We start from the raw sequence: 17,809 nt of genomic DNA on the forward strand, positions 1-17,809 counted from the left end.
TCTAATCATAATATAAAAACAGGAAAACGACAAGTATCAACGCAGAATAGTATAGCACACTATACAAATATTGTATAGTGTGCTATACTATTTTCGGAAAGAGAGGGATGAGAATGGCATTTATTGAAATAAAACAGGTGAGCAAAAGCTTTGGGAGTGTGCGGGCTTTGAACCAGCTGGCACTCAGCGTCTCGCAGGGATCGATCTGTGCGCTTCTGGGACACAACGGCGCGGGAAAAACCACCACGCTTCGTCTGATTCTGGGGCTCCTGTCGCCGGACAGCGGGGAGATCGCAGTCGGCGGCCTGGACCCGGAGGCGGAAGGGGATGCTGTCCGCCGGTTCTGCGGTGTACTGTCTGAGGACACGGGCCTGTACGAGCCACTGAGCGTCTATGACAACCTGAGCTATTTTGCGCGGCTTTATGGCATGAAACGCCAGGATTATGACGCGCGGATTGACACATTGCTCGCGCACTTTGATATTCTGGATAAAAAAAATCTGGCAGTCAAGGGCTTCTCTACAGGGATGAAGAAAAAGGTGGCGCTGATCCGCGCTCTGCTGCACCGTCCGCGGCTGCTGCTTTTAGATGAGCCCACAAACGGGCTGGACCCGGTGAGCATCGAGCATCTGCGCTCCATGCTCAGGGAGCTGGCTGAGGAAAGTGGCGCCACCATTATCCTGACCACCCACAACCTGAATGAGGTCGAACGGATGGCAGACCAGATCGCGATTCTGCGCCACGGCAGAAACATTTTTACCAACAGCTTGGACGCCCTGAGACAGGAAACCGGTGAAGATGGCTTTGATCTGGAAAGACTGTATATGAAAATTGAAGGGCAGGCGGAAAAATATGGACGGAATTAGAGCAGTCTGTACCCAGCAGTGGCGTCTGTCCCTTAAGGACAGCGGCACCCTGGCGTTTTACGCCTGCGGGGCTCTTGCCATTGGCGGGCTGTCCCTGTGGCGGCCCGCCGGACCCTTTGTGCTGAACGCCATGGTGCTGTATCCGCTGTTTCTGCTGGGGCAGTGGGCTTCTGAGGCCTTTGCGGCTGAAAAGGAAACGCGGACCCTTGAGAGCCTTCTGTCCACAAGTGTGGAAAAGAAGCAGCTACTGTTTGGAAAGGGGGCTTTCTGTCTGGAGGCTTCATGCGTTTGTTTTTGCCTGAGCTTGGTGCCGGTGCTTATTTTAAAGGCGGCAGTGGGTGCTCTGCCTGACGTCAGCGGGGAGATGCTGCTTGCTGTGGCTGGACTTTTTATCCTTGGCGCAGTGTGTCTGACCCTGACCGGACTGTACACCTCGGCGGTCTCCGCGGATGTACAGGAGGCCGGGAGCCGTGGTCAGCGGTTTTTTATCCCCATTGGCTTTTGTCTGGTGGTGCTGCTGACACTGGTATCTCAGAGGCAGGATGAGGCAGCGGTACTGCTGCTGAGCGCTGTTTTTCTGGTGCTGACGGCCCTGGTCTCTGGCTGGGTGCTCTGGCGGCTGAAACGGCTGAACAGGGGCGGCCTTTTAGCAGATGGCGGAAAAAACCCTGTGGCGGGGAGTGGATATCAGCGGGATATCCGAAGCCAGAGCCTGATAGTTCTTGGCCATGAATGGCGGTATTTTAAAGCGCTGGGGCGTTTTAAGCTCAGCCTGCTGATGTTTACGCTGGCACCGGCCATTTTTATGGTACTCTGGGACTACTTCTTTGGCGGGGTCAACCTTTATGTGGCTCTGGCAGTACTGAGCCTCGGAACGGCCCGGATTACAGTGAATCTGACGGCGTACACCATTGGCGGCGAACGGGCCTACAAAACCTTTGAGTCCCTGCTGTCCACGCCCATTGGCACAGGCGCCCTGTTTCTGGGAAAGGGGCTGCTGGCCCTTCTGTTTTCACTGATCATCAGCGTCCTGGCGGTTCTGTTGGTGCTGGTGGTTTCTGTATTTATCGGCGGAACAGCCCTGTTATCGCCGGATCAGTGGCTGGTTCTGGCGGCGGGGCTGTTGTTCAGTCTTCTGATGACCTACGTCACTGGGCTGTCGACTATGCTGATGAAAAAGCCGCGGCAGGGGCTTTATGTGGCGGCGGTGCTGAGCTTTCTGGCTGCTGCTCCGGCCCTGGCGGTCTGGCTCCTGCCCGGGAGTCCGATGCTCTGGGCTTTGGGCAGCCTGATTTTGCTGCTGACAGCGGATCTGCTGCTGGCCGTATTTATCCACAGAAAGATCAGCCGGGAGCAGCTGATGCGGTGTATTTAAAAAAGAGGTGGGGTGCAGAATGCACCCCACCTCTTTTGGGATATGGGATATAGGCGGTCAGCCAAAAAGGAAATGTCCTTATTTTAATTCGTCACTGAAGCTTTTTAAATCACGCTTGACTTCATCGGGCAGCTGGTTGTATTCAATATGGTCAATGGCACCCTGAAGCGTGTACAAATGTACCAGGCAGACGTTTGAAAAACGCGTCTTCAAGCGTAGAAACGCTTCTTTGCTCCCGAGCTGTGACAGTTCCTCGGCAGAGCAGATACCAACAGCCTTAAGCTTCTTTTCAATTTCTCTTCCAATGTTTCGCATAGAGGTCAGTTCGGCCACAAAATCACATCCTTTCATTCCTTCCGCTGGTATAGATTTGTGTTACCAGACAGAGTGGAAAACAGCGCTGTCTGGCGTGTGTTTTCAAAGAGTTACGGGTAAACGCGCACGTAATTGTCTGGCAGGGCATCAAAGAACATGATACCCAGGCAGTCAACGCCGATGTGAACCGTTAGAGCGCTGCCGGCTCCGGCTTCCGGGATCAGGAAATTTTTGGTGCCGAATTCCTTGGTCATGTATTTTTTGACTTTTTCCTGGAGCTCAGGTGCGGTGCTGTTGATCATGCCCACAATCTGGTCCTTATCGGCCATACGCTCGTCGACAGAGGCCATCATTTTTTTCAGAGCCTTTTTCTGTCCGCGGACCTTGTCGAAAGCCAGAATCTGTCCGTCCTTAAAGTAAAGAATCGGAACGATTTTGAGCATCTCACCGATGAGGGCCACATTCTTGCTGATACGGCCGCCCTGAGCCAGCCACCGGATATCGCCCACCATGAAGAATATCTGGATATGTTCGGCCAGAAAGCGCATGCTTGCCACGATTTCTTCGTGGGGCTTATGCAGCTTGTCGAGCTTGAGTCCCTGGTGAAGGATCATCATCATACCCGTGGTGGCGCATTTGGAGTCCACAATGCTGATTTTGCGCCCCGGATATTTTTCCAGAAGCTCGGAGGCGATGAGGCAGGCCGTCTGGTAGGTTCCGGAAAGTCCGGAGGACAGGGCCAGATAGATGACGTCGTCGCCGTTTTTTAAGTGCTTTTCAAAGGTTTCCTGGTAAGCGAGGGCCTGAACCTGTGAAGTTTTCGGAAAGCTGGATGGATTGTTTTTAACAAAATTGATGACCATTTCCGGGGTAATATCAATACCGTCGTAATAGGTTTTATCATCAAGGGTGACCGGAATCGGCAGGGATTCAAACTCATAACGGCGCAGGATTTCTTCACTGATGTCGCACATTGAATCCACAATAAACTTATTTCCCATGGTACCCCTCCTTTTTCAAATTTCTTCTACCATTTTAACATGGCGCGCCGCCTTTGACAATTGGGGGTTTTCAGGCTTAAAAGCATCTTAAATAAAAGGTTTCCTTGCGGCTGACGGCTTATAATGGTAAAATGAACCGATGAGAAATTGTAATTTACAGAGGAGTCAACAACGTGGAATATTTAATTGATAAACTGGCACAGGAATTTAATATACGGCCTAAACAGGTGCAGGACACCGTGGAGCTCATAGACGCGGGCAACACGATCCCCTTTATCGCCCGTTACCGCAAGGAGGTTACCGGCAATCTGAGCGATGTTCTGCTGCGTGATCTGGACGCCCGACTGAACTATCTCAGAAAGCTGCAGAAGCGCAAGGAAGAGATTGCGGGCAGTGTCGAGGAACAGGGTAAGCTGACACCTGAGCTTGCGGCCGCCATTGATAAGGCTGCTACACTGCAGGAGGCCGAGGATCTGTACCTGCCCTACAAACAGAAAAAGAAAACCCGGGCATCGGTGGCAAAGGAAAAGGGCTTGGAGCCCCTTGCCAATAAGATATACTTACAGCTCGATACTGAGGCGGATCTGGCTGAGGATGCCAAAAACTACATCAATCCTGAGAAGGGCGTGGAAACCGCCGAGGATGCCTTGCAGGGGGCCATGGACATCATCGCTGAAACCATCTCGGACAACGCGGATTACCGCAAGAAAATCCGCCGTATGGTGACCGAAAAGGGCGCGGTTAAGTCCACAGTCACCAAGGCCTTTGCAGAGGAAAAGACAGAGTTTGAAAATTATTACGACTATGGCGAGCCGGTTAAAAAGATCGCTAACCACCGTGTGCTGGCCCTCAACCGGGGCGAAAAACGCAAGGTGCTGGCTGTGAAGATCATAGACCCGGCAGAAGAAATTCGAACTTACCTGAAGAAATCCATTCTTCGGGACAAGGCCAGCAGCTATCTGGTGAGCGCCATTGAGGACAGCTACAAGCGCCTGATTTTCCCGTCGATTGAGCGTGAGATCCGTACTGAGCTCAAAGAAAAGGCTGAGAAATCCGCCATTAAGATGTTTGCACTCAACCTGAAAAAGCTGCTGCTTCAGCCGCCCTTTAAGGATAAGACGACCATGGGCTTTGACCCGGCCTTCCGTACCGGGTGTAAGATCGCAGTTCTGGACCCCATGGGCAAGCTTTTGGATACCGCCACAGTTTACCCAACGGAGCCGAAAAATGAGGTGGCAAAATCCGAAAAGATTTTGCTGGGTATGATTGAAAAATACAAGGTGGACATCATCTCCATCGGCAACGGCACCGCCTCCCGGGAATCTGAGCAGTTTGTGGCCGAGATGCTCAAGAAAACCGACCGACCGGTGCAGTACATTGTGGTCAATGAGGCGGGAGCCTCAGTGTACTCGGCCTCTGAGCTGGGCGCTGAGGAGTACCCGGACATCAACGTTTCCCTGAGAGGGGCTATCTCCATTGCGGGCCGCCTGCAGGACCCTCTGTCCGATCTGGTGAAAATCGACCCCAAGCACATCGGAGTTGGCCAGTACCAGCATGATGTCAATCAGAAGGAGCTTGAAAAGGTTCTGGACGATACCGTGGAGGACGCGGTCAACAACGTCGGCGTCAACATCAACCGCGCGTCTGTGTCCCTCTTAAAGCATGTGGCAGGCGTCAACAAAACCATTGCCAAAAACATCATTGACTACCGTGAACAGAATGGTAAATTTGGAAGCCGTAAGGAGATTAAAAAGGTTAAGGGCTTGGGAGCAAAGGCCTTTGAACAATGCGCGGGCTTTCTGCGGATCGATGACGGGGACAATATCCTGGACAACACCGGCGTCCATCCCGAATCCTACAAGGCAGTCCAGAACCTGCTGAAAAGCATGGGTCTGACTACTGCGGACCTGGAGGCCGATAAGCTGGCTGAAACGGTCACCCGGCTCAACGCTCTGGACGTAAAAGCCACAGCGGCCATGCTGGAAATCGGCGAGCCAACCCTGCGGGATATTATCAAGGAGCTGAAAAAGCCGGGACGTGACCCCCGTGACTCTGCACCAAAGCCGCACCTTAAGTCCGATGTTCTGAGCATTGAGGACTTGAAGCCAGACATGGAGCTGGTAGGCACAGTGCGCAACGTCATCGATTTCGGCGCTTTCGTGGATATTGGGGTGCACCAGGACGGATTGGTCCACATCTCACAGATCAGTGACCGCTATATCTCCCATCCCACCGATGTTCTATCCGTCGGCGACGTGGTCACCGTCAAGGTGCTGTCTGTGGATGTGGAACGCAAACGTATCGGGCTCTCCATGCTCATTTAACATAGCTTTAAGAAAGACTTGCCACATTCGCGGGAATGTGGTAAATTATACTGAATTAAAGATTAAACGCTTGGTGCCCCTGTCGCCGGACAGGGGCACGATGTAAAGCGCTGGTTTCTCACGCCGTAGGCCATGGGGTGTGAGGAATCAGCGCTTTTATTTTTCAGGAGGAAAACATGGAAAAAACAGAAATGATTACGGGCAGCCTGTCAAAAATATTTGTACACTATGTGTCGCTCAATGTCCTCAGTATGATTGGGCTGTCTTGCTATATTCTGGCAGATACGGTGTTTGTGGCAGGAGGTGTGGGCAACAGCGGTCTGGCGGCCCTGAATCTGGTGCTGCCGGCCTACAGCTTTATTAACGGTGCGGGCCTCATGCTTGGAATGGGCGGGGCGACCCGGTATGCGGTTCTGAGAGGTGAGGGGCGGGATACGGCGGCGGATGGCGTCTTTACCATGACCCTGGCGATGGGGGCAGCCCTGGGCTGCCTGCTGACATTGATTGGCATTTTCTTTACGCCAGCCCTGGCCGGACTGCTGGGGGCAGAGGGAGAGACCCTTTCGCTCTCAGTCCAATACCTGAGGACGATTCTGCTCTTTTCCTGCGCCTTTATCGTCAATAACATTCTGGTCTGCTTTATCCGTAATGATGGAAGCCCCCAGCTGTCCATGGCCGCCATGCTGGCAGGAAGCTTCAGTAATATCGTGCTGGATTACAGCTTCATTTTTCCAATGGGACTGGGAATGTTTGGGGCGGCGCTGGCTACAGGGCTGGCGCCTGTATTCAGCATACTGGTGCTGTCTCTGCATTTTATACGGCGGAGGAACCACTTCCGACCAGCAGCCTGCACACCGCAGAGAAGGATTGTGCGGGAGATCCTGACAACAGGGCTGCCCTCCTTTGTCACGGAGTTTTCATCTGGGGTGATTATCTTGCTGTTTAACTTTACCATCCTGCGGTTGTCCGGCACCATCGGGGTGGCCGCCTACGGGGTAATCTCCAACATTGCCCTGATCGCTGTGGCGGTCTTTACCGGGATCGCCCAGGGCATACAGCCCATTCTCAGCGTTAACTACGGCGCAGGGAGGACAGGACGTGTGTGGCGGACCTACGCGGCGGCGCTTCTGCTGGGCGCAGTTCTGGGGCTGTTGTTTCTGGCGCTGGGGCTTCTGGAGGCGGACGGTATCGTGGGCATATTTAACAGGGAAGGAAATGTGGAGATGGACCGGATTGCCTCGTCAGGTATCCACTTATATTTCCTGGCGTTTCTGTTTATGGGCGCCAATATTGTGACCACCTCACTCTTTGCCTCCATCAACCGCCCGGGGCCGTCCTTTGCAGTGTCTATTCTGCGGGGACTGGCCGCTGTGGTCATCTTTCTGCTTGTTCTGCCGCCTGCTCTGGGCATGGATGGTGTGTGGCTGACCATTCCGGCCGCGGAGCTGACCACGCTTTTCGTTTCAGGTATCCTTTTATATCGCGCAAAAGGGCTGAAAAGTGAAAAAATTCATTGACAAAGCATTAAATTTCTTATAAAATATTACATTTGTGTTTTTTTTATGGTATAATGAAACCAGCAATTATGATTGAGGTGTATATAATGTACGAAATCGGCGATAAAATTGTATATCCAATGCATGGTGCAGGTGTGGTCAAAGACATCGAGGAAAAAGAAATTTTTGACACCACCCAGATGTACTATTTAATGGAAATTGTATCTGAGGGAATGGAAATCCTGATTCCTGTAGACAAAGCGGACGAGGTTGGTGTACGTGATATAGTAACATCCGATGTCATTGAAAAAATGCTCGACAGCCTTGAGGAGCCGAGTGACCAGATGAACGGCAACTGGAGCAAGCGGTACCAGGATAATATGGATATCCTGAAAAGCGGCGATATTTTTGACGTTGCCAAGGTCGTGAAAAACCTGACGCTGCTGGACCGGAAAAAGGGACTTTCAACCGGAGAGAAAAAGATGCTTACCTCCGCCAGAAACTTTCTCATCAGTGAGATGGTGCTGGTACAGGGAAGAAGCAAAGAGGAATCGCTTCAGGTGATTGAAGAAAAAATTTAACGCGATTTGGGCGTGTAAGGCGATGATTAAAAAAGAGTTGTCATTTATGACAGCTCTTTCTTTATATGATGCTTTTGGTTTAACAGATTTTTAAGGCTAATCGTGATATAATAAAAATATTATGAATGGAAAGGAGGTGAACATGAAATGCTGCAAAAATTTTTAAGAGTATGTTTTTCGATTTTGGGCATTCTGCTGGGGAGCGCTCTGGCACAGATGGTGATCATTAATGAGTGGATTCAGGCGACCCTGCACATCCAATTTACACCAGAAATCGAGCTGGGAACTTATATTGTTATTATGGTTTTATGTGGACTTATCTTTTTTATTTTCTTCCCTCTGATATTAAAGGGGGTCAAAAATCTTACCAAAATGGTGGAAGCCAGTATGGAAGATGTCCGGCTCGTCGACATTGCTCTGGGGGTTGGCGGCCTGGTAATCGGCCTGATCATCGCGATGCTGATCAGCTTTGCCTTTTATCAGATCCCGTTTCCATGGGTCAGCAGCCTTCTGACCGCAGTGATCTATATCGTCCTGGGGTACCTGGGCTTTACGCTGCCGGTTAAGAAAAGAGATGACATTGTGGCTGCCATTCAGGCAGGCAAAAAGGAACGCGACGGCAGCGCCTCCACCCGGAAGATCTCAAAGAAAAAGAACAATGCCGCGGCCAAGGTGCTGGATACCAGCGTGGTTATCGACGGCCGTATTTACGATATCTGCAAGGTCGGGTTTATGGAGGGGCCGCTTATCGTCCCGGTCTTTGTCCTGAATGAGCTTCAGCTCATCGCGGATTCCTCGGATGATCTCAAGCGCAACCGCGGACGGCGGGGCCTGGATATCATCAATAAGATGCAGAATGATCTGGACGTCCCAGTACAGATATCTGAGGAGGACTATGACGATATTCAGGAGGTTGACGCCAAACTGGTGCGGATGGCCAAGGAAACCAAGTGTAAGATTCTGACCAATGACTACAACCTGAACAAGGTGGCAACGGTCCAGGGTGCTGAGGTTTTAAACATCAACGAGCTGGCCAACGCCGTGAAGCCCGTGGTGCTGCCCGGTGAAGAGATGAAGGTGCTGCTGGTCAAAGCCGGAAAGGAATCCGGTCAGGCCGTTGCCTACCTGGACGACGGCACCATGATTGTTGTGGAAAACGGCAGGAAGTACATCGGCGATAACATTACCGTGATCGTCACCAGTATCCTGCAGACCGCCGCGGGACGGATGATCTTTGCGAAGCCAAGAAAGTGAGATAATGGCGGCTTTGCCTTGTATTTTCGGAAAACGAAAGCGTCGGATATACCGACATAACAGAAGTTACGAATGGAAAATGAAGAATGGAGAATGAAGGAACAAATCCGCTCTGCGGATTTGTTCCTGAATTTTCCATTTTCAATTTATTACAATGGAGATGAATCATGCAGATACCAGAGGCCTTTAAAGAAAAAATGCGGGGACTTTTAAACGATGAGGATTATGAAAAGCTCATGGCTTCTTACGATGGGAGCGTGAACAAGGGCATCCGGACCAATACTCTGAAGTGTACCCCGGAGGAGATGGCCCGGAAGACGCCCTTTGAGCTGGAGCCAGTGGACTGGTGCCCCACGGGATACTATATTGACAGTGATATCCGTCCAGGGAAAAATCCTGCCTACTACGCGGGACTGTATTATGTACAGGAGCCCACAGCCATGACCTCCGCCGAGGCCCTCGCGCCAGAGCCGGGGGACTGGGTGTTGGACCTCTGTGCCGCGCCAGGCGGAAAATCGACCCAGCTGGCCTGTATGCTTGGGGGTCAAGGGCTGCTGGTTGCCAATGAACTGGTCAACAACCGGGCTGAGATTCTTGCCAGCAACGTGGAGCGTATGGGAGTACCCAATGCGCTGCTGTTTAACGAGTTCCCGGAACGTCTGGCCGCACGGTTTCGCGAGCGCTTTGATAAAATCCTGGTGGACGCTCCCTGCTCGGGAGAGGGCATGTTCCGAAAGGACAACGGCGCTGCTGAGGAGTGGAACCCGGAACGGGTGCTGCACTGTGCGAAACGTCAGATCAAGATTCTGGAGAGCGTGGACAAGCTGCTGAAGCCCGGGGGCGTCATGGTTTATTCGACCTGTACCTTCTCGCCCGAAGAAAACGAACAGGTCATTGAAGATTTCCTGGGAAATGACCGCTATGAGCTGATGGACATTGATCTCGGGGGGCTTAATGACCGCGGCCGGCCCGAATGGTCTGAAAAGGGGACACCAGCACTCACAAAAACCCTTCATGTCATGCCCTTCCATGTCCGGGGTGAGGGTCATTTTATCGCCAAACTCCGAAAAACAGCGGAATGTCCTCCTGAGAAAGAGGCCCTCAGGCTCAAGGGAAAGTCCCGGCTGAAGCCTGCCGGGCGCAGAGAGCTTGGCGATTATGAGGTCTTTGCCGAAGAATACCTGAACCGGAGGTTCAACAACCTGCATCTGCAGGGGGATCAGCTCTACAGCCTGCCCGAAGGCATCACCCTGAAGGACATTGAGGGACTGAAGGTACTGCGCCCCGGCATACACTTGGGCACACTCAAGAAAAACCGCTTTGAACCGTCTCATACACTCGCCATGGTGCTGAAGCCTGAGGACTTTAAAACCGTCTATACCGTGAAGGATGAGGAGGAGGCGTACACCTATCTCAAAGGCGAACCCATCACCGGGGCAGACCTTAAAGGCTGGGTGCTGGTCTGCTTAGAAAAATGGCCCTTGGGTTTTGGAAAAGCCAGCCAGGGTATGATTAAAAACCACTTCCCCAAGGGGCTGCGTATTCGGAAAAAATAGAAAAAGCCCTTAGAAAGGCATGCTCAAAAGGCTCAAAACGCCATTTATTGGTGGTTTTGAGCCTTTTGAGTATGGGAGACAAAGGAAAATAAAATTTGGACGCAGCTTAAAGCCCCGCATGTGTCCCACTGCTTTTTTCATGATTGATCCTTCTCACTGCCATCACAAACAGCACAAAGCCGATGACAAACAAAAAGGAGATGGAGATAATGCCATAGCGGGAGTGGCCGGTGAGCTGGGTGACCACGCTGACCAGCAGTGTGCCGGTAAAGGCCGCGCCTTTGCCGAAAATGTCGTAAAAGCCAAAGTACTCGGCGGATTTCTCCTTGGGGATGATCTTGGCAAAGTAAGACCGGGACAGAGCCTGAATGCCGCCCTGGAAGATGGCGACACAGACCGCCAGAAACCAGAATTCCCACGCCCTATCCAGTTGAATGGCAAAGAGGGCGATGAAAAAATAGCCGATGATTCCAACGTAAATCAGCTTTTCGGTTTTCACTCTTTTGGACAGCCAGCCAAACAGGAGTGCGAAAGGGAAAGCGACGATCTGGGTGAGTAACAGCGCCATCAACAGGTCATTATCGCCTACGCCCACGTCCTTGCCGTAAGAGGTCGCCATCTCGATGATGGTGTAAACACCGTCGATATAGAAGAAAAACGCTACCAGGAACAGCACAATGTTTTTATCCTGACGGATATTTTTAATGGTGTGGCCCAGGCGTACAAAGCCTTCCTTAACCGGGTTAGATACATGCCCCACAGAAAATTTCTGCCGGTAGCCTCTGAGCAGTGGCACAGTCATGAGCACCCACCACACTGCGGTGATGACAAAAGAAATGGACGTTGCCAGCTGGGTGCTGATGCCGATGCTTCCGGAAAAGAGCACCAGGAGCATACAGGCCGCGAAGGGAATACAGCTGCCGATGTAGCCAAAGGCGTAGCCTACGCTGGAGACCTCGTCCATGCGGTCATCGGTGGTGACATCCGTGAGCATGGAGTCACAGAAAATAAGACTGCCATTATAGCCGATTTTAGCGACCACAAACATGACGAGAAAGAGTAACCAGCCCATGGGAATCCCTAGGGCCACACAGCCCACAGCCCCCACGCCCAGTGAGAGAAGGAACAGGCGCTTCCGGTAGCCACTGGTGTCCCCGATGGTGCCGAGAATGGGCCCCAGTATTGCAACAATCAGGGTAGAAATGGAGGTGGCGTACCCAAAGTAGGCGGTGGAGTCCGCCATCGACACTCCGGCACTCGAGGCAATATTTTTAAAGTAAATGGGAATGATGGTCGAGACCAACATAACAAAAGCTGAGTTTCCAACGTCGTACAGAATCCAGGACTTTTCGATTTTAGAAAATTTCATAAGAATCCCCTTTTTAGTGTTCTTTATTTTATTATAAAGAATAATATTAAAAAAAGCTATCTTTATTAAGTTAAAAGTATGTTCGATTTACCAACAAAACCTAAACGTCCGCGGCGGAGCCTTCTCATTTCTGGGTAAAAGGCCGCGTCTTTTAAGCTTTATTTATTTGAAAAAAATTTCATTGACAATATTAGAAAAACATAATATAATAATATTATAAAATTTGAATATAAGGATAAAGGAAGTCGATCAATGGATAGGAAAAGGCAGCAGGAAAATGAGCAGGCCGCCGGAATTTTAAAGGCGCTGGCCCACCCGGTGCGGCTGTGTATGGTGCGGGGGCTCATGGAGAGAGGGCGGAACAACGTCTCCTACATGGAGTCCTGTCTGGATGTGTCCCAGTCCGGGATCTCTCAGCATTTGTCCAAGCTCAAGGCAGCCGGGATCGTGCGGGGAACCCGTGAGGGAAATGAAATTTACTACGAGCTCTGTAATGAACAGGTTAAAGAAATTGTAGAAGTTCTATTCAAGGAGGAACAACAATGAAAAAAATTCTGATTGTCGGTGGTGTAGCCGGCGGCGCAACCGCTGCGGCACGTTTGAGACGTTTGAGTGAAGAGGACGAAATCATTCTCTTTGAACGCGACGAGTATATTTCTTTTGCAAACTGTGGTCTGCCCTACTATATTGGGGATGTAATCAAGGACCGCAGCAAGCTGCTGGTGCAGACCGTGACCGGAATGTCCAAGCGTTTTAACTTGGATATCCGCAATTTCAGTGAAGTGGTTTCCATTGACCGTGCGGGCAGCACTGTGGAGGTTAAAAACACCAAAACCGGTGAGACCTACACCGAAACCTTTGATCACCTGATCCTGTCACCGGGTGCCAAACCCATCGCTCCGCCGATTCCGGGTCTGGCCGAGGCGGACAGCATCTTTACACTGCGCAATGTGGCTGATACGGATAAGATCAAGGCTGAGGTGACCGAGCGCAGCCCCAAACGCGCTGTGGTGGTCGGCGGCGGTTTTATCGGCATCGAAATGGTCGAAAACCTGCGGGAACTGGGCATCAACGTGACACTGGTCGAAAAGCTGAACCAGGTATTAAAACCCCTTGACTACGAAATGGCACAGATCATTCATCAGGAGCTGAACGCCCACGGTGTCAATGTGATCCTGGGTGACGGCGTCGATCATTTTGAGAACGCTGGCAAAAAAGTCGTGCTGGAAAGCGGCATGAAGCTGGACGCTGACATGGTCATCCTGGCCATTGGTGTGGCGCCGGAAAACAAGCTGGCAAAGGACGCAGGATTAAAGCTGGGGCCAAGAGGGCACATTGTCACCACCGAAACCTATGAAGTCATGGACGGCGCGAACGGCGAGGTCATTAAAAATATTTACGCCATCGGAGACGCCATTGAGGTCCGCGATTTTGTGGACGGCTCCCAGACTGCTGTACCGCTTGCGTGGCCGGCAAACCGTCAGGGACGTACCGTGGCGGACCACATCAACGGTATTCCCTTTAAAAACCACGGCATTCAGGGAACATCTGTGGCCAAAGTCTTTAACAAGGTTTTTGCCACCACTGGCAACAACGTGGGCCAGCTGCGGGCAAAGGGACTGCCCTTCCAGCAGATTCACGCCCACCGCGGCAACCACGCGGGGTACTATCCAGACTCCACGAATATTGCGCTGAAGCTCATCTATGACCCTAAGACCCTGATGGTTCTGGGTGCCCAGGCAGTAGGACAGGAGGGGACTGAAAAGCGCATTGACGTCATTGCCTCTGTGATGAAAATGGGCGGCACCATCTATGATTTACAGGACATGGAACTGTCCTACGCGCCGCCGTTTTCAGCTGCCAAGGACCCGGTCAATATTTTAGGCTACATTGCCCAGAATATTGATGAAGGCGTCTATAAAACCGTCGAGTGGGATGAAATTGACGACATTATCGCAGGCGGCGGTTACCTGCTGGATGTCCGCACACCGGTCGAATTTGGCGCAGGCCATGTGGAAGGTTCCCACAATCTGGAGCTGGACACCCTGAGAGACCATATCGACGAAATTCCAGTGGGCAAGGACGAACCCCTGTATATTACCTGTCAGGTGGGTCTGAGAGGGTACCTGGCTATCCGGATCCTGGAGGATCACGGCTTCACCAACCTTTACAACCTGGCTGGCGGCTATAATACCTATAAAGCCGGCCATTACAAGCTGGCAGAACCGAACTTTGACGTGGAGGGTTCAAAGCTGGGGGAGCCAGAAGCCCCCGAGGGGGCGAAAGCAGACGTAAACCCTGTTAAGACAGTGGACGTGACCGGGCTCCAGTGTCCTGGCCCGCTGATGGCAACCTACAAGGCTGTGAGTGAGGTAAAGGAGGGCGAGCTGGTACAGACCATCGCCACCGATTTTGGTTTTGTGCAGGATGTGGAGTGCTGGTGTAAAACCAACGGCCATACCCTGATTTCACAGGAAACCAGAGGAAATAAATACATTGCCACCATCCGAAAGGGCGGCGGCGCCTCTGCCTGCGGGCTGGCTGCGGCAGATCCGGCAGTTCAGAAAAACGCCACCATGGTCGTGTTTGACGGTGAACTGGACAAGGCCATCGCAGCCATGATCATCGCCCAGGGCGCAGCGGCCCAGGGCAAGGATGTCACCCTGTTTTTTACCTTCTGGGGCCTGAACGTACTGCGTAAACCGAAAGCGCCGAAGGTGAAGAAAAACCGGATTGAAAAAATGTTCGGCCTGATGATGCCAAAGGGTGCCAGACGGCTGCCCCTATCAAAGATGAATCTATTTGGCATTGGGCCTGCCATGATCAAGAGCATTATGAAAAAGAAAAATGTGGACGACATCGAAACCATGATCCACAAGGCTCAGGATGCCGGGGTACGCTTTATTGCCTGTACCATGAGCATGGAGCTCATGGGGATTAAGAAGGAAGAACTCATTGACGGTATCGAATACGCGGGCGTCGGCACCTACATCGCCAGCAATGAAAATGTCGGAATGACTTTATTTATTTAACATCACCACGTACAAAAAGCCACTGCGGATTTTGCAGTGGCTTTTTGACGTTGACGAAACCAGGAGAAGGTGGTTAAGAGCAAAATAAAAAAGCTGATTTTTCGGTATATGGATACACCCCTCTTCCTGGAAAGCTTACATGCTGGAAAGAGAGAAGGGAAACTCAAAATAAATTATTTTTAAAAAATATGTAAAGACCCGGCACAGTACGTGTGCCAGGTCTTTCTTTTAAATCTTAATCTCAATGGAAACCGGACAGTGATCAGAACCGGTGACCTCTGTGTGAATGGCCGCGTCTTTGACCATGTCGATGGCGTTGTCAGACACGAAGAAGTAGTCAATGCGCCAACCGGCGTTGTTGGCCCGGGCGTTAAAACGGTAGGACCACCAGGAGTACTCGACGGTATCCGGATGCAGATGGCGGTAAGTATCCACATAGCCGTTTTCAAAGAAATGGTCGAGCCACTCACGCTCCATGGGCAGGAAGCCAGAGCGTTTAGCGTTGGATTTGGGATTTTTCAGGTCCATCTCGGTGTGCGCGGTATTGACGTCACCGCAGATAATGACCTTTTTACCCTGGGCCACCAGGGCGTTGACATCCTTTAAAAAGCAGTCATAAAAATCCATTTTGAACTGGAGGCGTTCATCGTCCTTCTGACCGTTGGGGAAGTAAATATTAAAGAGGGTGAATTCCGGGTATTCCATGATAATGGTGCGGCCCTCGTGGTTGAAGCGGTCCTCAGACAGACCGGTGGTGATCGAGATGGGTTCTTCTTTATAGTAGACAGCAGTACCGCTGTAGCCCTTGCGCTCGGCAGCGTGGAAAAAGCTGTGGTAACCGGGAATACAACGGATGTCCTCGCTGATCTGATCCTCTGCGGCTTTGACCTCCTGAAGGCATAAGATATCGGGCTGGGCGGCTTCAACCCATTCGGTAAAGCCCTTTTGTGCCACCGCGCGGATGCCGTTGACGTTCCAGGAATATAATTTCATATCAATGCTCCTTTATCGATTTTTTATTGTTTTTTTGGTATAATATGATTTATTATAACACAGAATCATGAGCACTGAGCCAAGAAATGTACGGGAGATGAAAAAATGAACTATATCATCGGGATTGACGGCGGAACCACCAAAATAAAGGCAGTCCTTTTCGACACTACAGGCCACGAGATCGAAACAGTGGCGGCCCCCAGCGATATTCTGGAAGACGGTGTGCGCAAAGAACTGGACATGGATTTTTTCTGGGAAAAGACAGCGGCCTGCGTGCGCCTGCTGATGGAGAAGGGGCCTGCGACGCCTGAGGAGATCCTGGCTGTCGGCGTGACAGGACAGGGCGAGGGCTTGTGGGCTCTGGATAAAAACAACCGGCCGGTGAGCCGCGCCATTTTGTGGAATGACGGACGCGCCCACGAGGAAAACTGGGCCGTCAATGAGAAGACTCCTGGGATTGGCAAGCTGGTACACCGGAACCTGGGCACGCCGGCCGGGGCCGGGAGCGCCCTTCTTTTGCTGCGGTGGACCAAGGATAACCGTCCGGATGTGTACCGCCAGATTCAGACAGTGTTCTTCGCAAAGGACTGGCTGCGCTACTGTATGACGGATAAAATCGCCACAGACCCCACCGACGGAGGCGCCGCCTATCTGCGGCTCATCGATGGCGCGCCAGCGGTACAGGCCCTGACCGTGCTCAGTCTTTCTGAGGCGGAAAGCGGCATTCCCGAGGTACTGCCCTCCGACACCATTGCCGGCCAATTGACAGCGGCAGCTGCGGAAAAAATGGGCCTGCGGGCTGGAATCCCGGTGGTTACCGGGGCCATGGACGTGGTGGCTTCAGCGGTGGGAACTGGCGCGGTGGGCGTGGGTGACGCCGCGGTGGTGCTGGGCACCACCTGCGCCGTGGAGCAGGTACTGCGTCTCCGCGATTGTGATGTGACACGCTGCCGCAGGCACTACCTGCACCATGTGCAGGCGGATCTGGCCATTGATTTGTCCTCCACCATCAACGGTATGGAAAACGTGGAGTGGATGATGCGTGAGATTGCCAGGAGTCGCAATTATCGGGTGGTGGAGGGACTTATCGAGGATACCCGTCCGGGCAGCGGCGGGGTTGTTTACCACCCTTATCTGTCGGCGGCCGGTGAGCGGGCTCCTTTCCAGCACCGGGATGCCAGCGCCAGTTTTTTTGGGGTGAACTCAGGAACGACCAAGGGCGACCTTATGCGCGCGGTGTATGAGGGGCTGGCCTTCTCAGTCCGTGACTGCCTGGAAGGCGGCGGTTACCGGGGACGCCTGCTGCTTTCCGGCGGCGGCGCAGGAAGCGAGACCTTGTCACAGATGATCGCCGACGTGACTGGGCAGTCCGTAGTGGTGTCCAGGGGCGCGGAGTTTGGCGCCCTGGGGGCTGCTATGACCGCCGGAGTGGCCGTTGGCCTCTTTGACAGCATAGGAAACGCCGCCGCTAAATGCTGCCGTCTTAAAAAGATTTACAAGCCACGCCAAAACGCGATGTACGAAAAGTGCTATACCTTCTACCGTGAGCTCAGAGCTGCTTTCGGGCCGTTGTGGGAGCGTCGGGCAGAGATTTTTGAGAAATAAAAGTAAATTCAATAAAGAAAAGCAATTTTTATGAATAAAAAG

General features: G+C 52.1%; 14 protein-coding genes. 10 read left to right on the forward strand and 4 right to left on the reverse strand.

All coding sequences use genetic code 11. The features are described from left to right. Positions 1 to 113: 113 nt before the first annotated feature. Both FYJ53_RS09285 and FYJ53_RS09290 read left to right on the forward strand, forming a co-directional pair. The gene (locus FYJ53_RS09285; RefSeq protein ID WP_177190676.1) at positions 114 to 866 is read left to right on the forward strand and encodes an ABC transporter ATP-binding protein; all 753 of its coding nucleotides are present in this window, start codon (positions 114 to 116) and stop codon (positions 864 to 866) included. Next, a complete protein-coding gene (locus FYJ53_RS09290) occupies positions 853 to 2,241 on the forward strand; it encodes a hypothetical protein (protein ID WP_148427792.1) in 1,389 nt (462 codons plus the stop codon). Before FYJ53_RS09285 ends, FYJ53_RS09290 begins: the two co-directional genes overlap by 14 nt. A 78-nt stretch (positions 2,242 to 2,319) precedes the next feature. Here the strand turns inward: FYJ53_RS09290 and FYJ53_RS09295 are convergent, their stop codons facing one another. Together FYJ53_RS09295 and FYJ53_RS09300 are read right to left on the reverse strand one after the other, a co-directional pair. Then, positions 2,320 to 2,592 (reverse strand): TfoX/Sxy family protein, encoded by a 273-nt coding sequence (locus tag FYJ53_RS09295; RefSeq protein WP_013378843.1) that lies wholly within the window; start codon positions 2,590 to 2,592, stop codon positions 2,320 to 2,322. Positions 2,593 to 2,666: 74 nt separating this feature from the next. Beyond that, the gene (locus FYJ53_RS09300) at positions 2,667 to 3,557 is read right to left on the reverse strand and encodes a DegV family protein (RefSeq protein ID WP_013378844.1); all 891 of its coding nucleotides are present in this window, start codon (positions 3,555 to 3,557) and stop codon (positions 2,667 to 2,669) included. A 173-nt stretch (positions 3,558 to 3,730) separates the two neighbouring features. Here FYJ53_RS09300 and FYJ53_RS09305 point away from each other — a divergent pair, with 173 nt between their 5' ends. The 5 genes from FYJ53_RS09305 (at position 3,731) to FYJ53_RS09325 (ending at position 10,768) form a co-directional block, all read left to right on the forward strand. Beyond that, positions 3,731 to 5,881 carry a Tex family protein gene (locus FYJ53_RS09305; protein ID WP_148427790.1) on the forward strand — a complete coding sequence of 717 codons (2,151 nt, stop codon included), beginning with the start codon at positions 3,731 to 3,733 and terminating at the stop codon, positions 5,879 to 5,881. Positions 5,882 to 6,057: 176 nt separating this feature from the next. Then, positions 6,058 to 7,398, forward strand: coding sequence for an MATE family efflux transporter (locus FYJ53_RS09310; RefSeq protein ID WP_148427788.1), 1,341 nt, complete (start codon positions 6,058 to 6,060; stop codon positions 7,396 to 7,398). An 86-nt stretch (positions 7,399 to 7,484) separates the two neighbouring features. Continuing rightward, positions 7,485 to 7,958, forward strand: a complete 474-nt coding sequence (locus FYJ53_RS09315; protein WP_013378856.1) for a CarD family transcriptional regulator — start codon at positions 7,485 to 7,487, stop codon at positions 7,956 to 7,958. A gap of 147 nt (positions 7,959 to 8,105) precedes the next feature. Further along, positions 8,106 to 9,212 (forward strand): PIN/TRAM domain-containing protein, encoded by a 1,107-nt coding sequence (locus FYJ53_RS09320; protein ID WP_013378857.1) that lies wholly within the window; start codon positions 8,106 to 8,108, stop codon positions 9,210 to 9,212. Positions 9,213 to 9,379: 167 nt separating this feature from the next. Beyond that, positions 9,380 to 10,768: an RsmF rRNA methyltransferase first C-terminal domain-containing protein gene (locus tag FYJ53_RS09325; protein WP_148427786.1), complete on the forward strand. Its 1,389-nt coding sequence runs from the start codon at positions 9,380 to 9,382 to the stop codon at positions 10,766 to 10,768. A 106-nt stretch (positions 10,769 to 10,874) separates the two neighbouring features. On the opposite strand, the gene FYJ53_RS09330 is transcribed toward FYJ53_RS09325, so the two are convergent. After that, the gene (locus tag FYJ53_RS09330; protein WP_148427784.1) at positions 10,875 to 12,137 is read right to left on the reverse strand and encodes an MFS transporter; all 1,263 of its coding nucleotides are present in this window, start codon (positions 12,135 to 12,137) and stop codon (positions 10,875 to 10,877) included. 252 nt (positions 12,138 to 12,389) lie between these two features. Here FYJ53_RS09330 and FYJ53_RS09335 point away from each other — a divergent pair, with 252 nt between their 5' ends. Together FYJ53_RS09335 and FYJ53_RS09340 are read left to right on the forward strand one after the other, a co-directional pair. After that, positions 12,390 to 12,683 (forward strand): helix-turn-helix transcriptional regulator, encoded by a 294-nt coding sequence (locus FYJ53_RS09335; RefSeq protein WP_013378860.1) that lies wholly within the window; start codon positions 12,390 to 12,392, stop codon positions 12,681 to 12,683. Then, complete coding sequence (locus FYJ53_RS09340; protein WP_148427782.1) at positions 12,680 to 15,169, forward strand: FAD-dependent oxidoreductase; 2,490 nt, start codon at positions 12,680 to 12,682, stop codon at positions 15,167 to 15,169. Before FYJ53_RS09335 ends, FYJ53_RS09340 begins: the two co-directional genes overlap by 4 nt. A 228-nt stretch (positions 15,170 to 15,397) precedes the next feature. Here the strand turns inward: FYJ53_RS09340 and FYJ53_RS09345 are convergent, their stop codons facing one another. Further along, a complete protein-coding gene (locus FYJ53_RS09345) occupies positions 15,398 to 16,162 on the reverse strand; it encodes an exodeoxyribonuclease III (RefSeq protein WP_013378863.1) in 765 nt (254 codons plus the stop codon). Positions 16,163 to 16,267: 105 nt separating this feature from the next. Here FYJ53_RS09345 and FYJ53_RS09350 point away from each other — a divergent pair, with 105 nt between their 5' ends. Then, the gene (locus tag FYJ53_RS09350) at positions 16,268 to 17,767 is read left to right on the forward strand and encodes an FGGY-family carbohydrate kinase (protein ID WP_148427780.1); all 1,500 of its coding nucleotides are present in this window, start codon (positions 16,268 to 16,270) and stop codon (positions 17,765 to 17,767) included. Positions 17,768 to 17,809 lie beyond the last annotated feature (42 nt).

Origin of the sequence: Eubacterium sp. BL-380-WT-2B, from assembly GCF_009696115.1 — a bacterium.
GTDB classification, from domain to species: Bacteria; Bacillota; Clostridia; order Eubacteriales; family Eubacteriaceae; genus Eubacterium; species Eubacterium callanderi.